Raw genomic sequence first — 1,863 nt, 5'->3', positions numbered from 1 at the left:
GGGCACCTTTCCACTGCGTATCTTCGCCATCGGAAATGGTGGGTGTAAAAGTGAAATGGGCATACTGTCCGGCCCATTGCTGCAGGGTTTCCAGATGATAAAAATCCCGCTGTTTTTTGGCGCCGTAAAAAAGATGAATCGGGCGGGTTTGCCCAATGTGCATACTTTCCTGAATGATGGCTTCAATAGGTGCCAATCCTGTTCCTGCGGCAATACAGAGCAGGGGCCGCGTATTATCCTGGAGAGCGAAGTCCCCTTGTGGCGGTCCGAGCGTGATTACTTCGCCGGGCTGTGCCCGGTAAAAAAGCCAGCGACTGAACAGACCACCCGGAAGTTCACGAATATGAAAAACCAACTCGCCCCAGTCCTGCGGAGGGGTGGCCATGGAGTAAGAACGCCATTGATTTTCCTGCCCCGGCACGGCCATCCGTGCATATTGCCCGCTTCGGTATGGATAGGGTTTTTCCGGCCGTAAGCGCAGTTCCAGCACATTCCAGGCCAGTTTGCTCAACCCCACAATTTCAGTATTCCAGACGTCCCCGGAAATCACTTCAGCCTGCAGCCGCAGATCACTGCGCGGATAAAGCTTGCACAAAATGGCCATGCCCGCAGCGCGCTCTGTAGGCAATAAAAGCAGGGGCATGAAGGGTCCCTGCTCACTTTCTCCGGACAGGATGGTGCCCTTGCAATCTCCGCAGGAACCGCTGGCGCATCCATGTTTAATGGCCACATGATGGGCTTTTGCTGCTTCGACAATATTCTGGCTTTCATCCGCCTTGAAGCGGACACCGGAGGGCTCCAGACAAATTTCGTATTCCATGGCGTCACCTCATCAGCGTGGCGCAGCGGAAATATCCCTGCGCCACCGGTATGTCTGAATCACACAGCAGGCGGAACGTCGTCGATGGTGACCGGGACAAAACGGGAAGGAGCCATCGCCTCATAGGCTGCCTCAATACAAACCGTGGACGCGAGGTTGTAGGCCTCAATCCAGGATTCTGCCATTTCCTGAGTCCATGCAGCGCCCAGAAAATGTTTCAGGGTATTGAGCAGGCTTTTACCGACGATGGGATAATGTTCCGGACGCGTATCATATTTGATGTGTGAAATGCCCAGCTCTTTCAGATAAGGGACCAACACTTCCAGATTGTCGATAGTGGTCGCAATCAGAATGACCGAATTAAAAAGCCGTATACGTTGTTCGGTCATGTCTCCCGGAAACATTTTCCGGACTTCTGGAAAATGCGTAAACATATAGTCATAAAAGTGCTCGGCAACCGGAACACCCAGGTCTTTCACGGCTGCACCACTGGACTGGATCAGTTGAATATTGATGCTCATTAGGGATGACTCCTATATGTGTATTTGGTGGATAGGCTGCGTAACACAGCCAGTGTTTTAGAGAATAAGGATTGGTTAATGGAATTTCCTTGATTTCGGTCAAGTTTACGAATGTTCCGGTTTAGCTATTCTGGCGAATGATGACCTCCGCCCGCTGTTGAGCCTGCAGCAGTTCAGTGCGATATACCGTGCTTTCATAACCTTGGGTCGGGGTGGTGGTCAGGGGCTGGAGTACGGAATGTTTTTGTCCAGGTTTCCAGTGCAGTTCTGCAATCATGGAAAGCCCCGGACGCAAGGGGTGTTCCGCTAGTTCCCTGGCAGGTATGGCAATACGTACCGGCACGCGTTCCACAATATGAATGTAATTTCCGGTGGCATTCTCGGGGGGCAAAATGCTGAATGCACTGCCGGCACCGGGAAGTAAGCCCAGAACGGTGCCGTGATAGCGCACCTGATGGCCGTAGTAATAGCTGGTCAACTGAACGGCCTGTCCGGGGCGGACATGGCGCATGGCCGTTTCCT

2 protein-coding genes and 1 pseudogene are annotated in these 1,863 nt (G+C 52.8%); all 3 read right to left on the bottom strand.

Annotated features, from left to right (window positions below):
- Positions 1-820: 2Fe-2S iron-sulfur cluster-binding protein (locus AC2VLY_RS07645; RefSeq protein ID WP_486922046.1), on the bottom strand; the 820-nt coding region annotated here is incomplete at its 3' end.
- A 59-nt stretch (positions 821-879) separates the two neighbouring features.
- The gene (locus tag AC2VLY_RS07640) at positions 880-1,341 is read right to left on the bottom strand and encodes a globin domain-containing protein (RefSeq protein ID WP_024895366.1); all 462 of its coding nucleotides are present in this window, start codon (positions 1,339-1,341) and stop codon (positions 880-882) included.
- 121 nt (positions 1,342-1,462) lie between these two features.
- Positions 1,463-1,863, bottom strand: a pseudogene (locus AC2VLY_RS07635) (HlyD family secretion protein); the annotation flags it as partial.

The sequence above is a fragment of the Acidithiobacillus sp. TH-A36 genome (genome assembly GCF_057473445.1).
Note: the sequence above shows the minus strand (reverse complement) of the source record. Positions and strands in the feature narration are given on the sequence as shown.

What these genes read in the sequence shown, in the direction of transcription:
- AC2VLY_RS07640 (WP_024895366.1), bottom strand. Translation starts at nt 1,341, where the DNA reads ATGAGCATCAATATTCAACTGATCCAGTCCAGTGGTGCAGCCGTGAAA.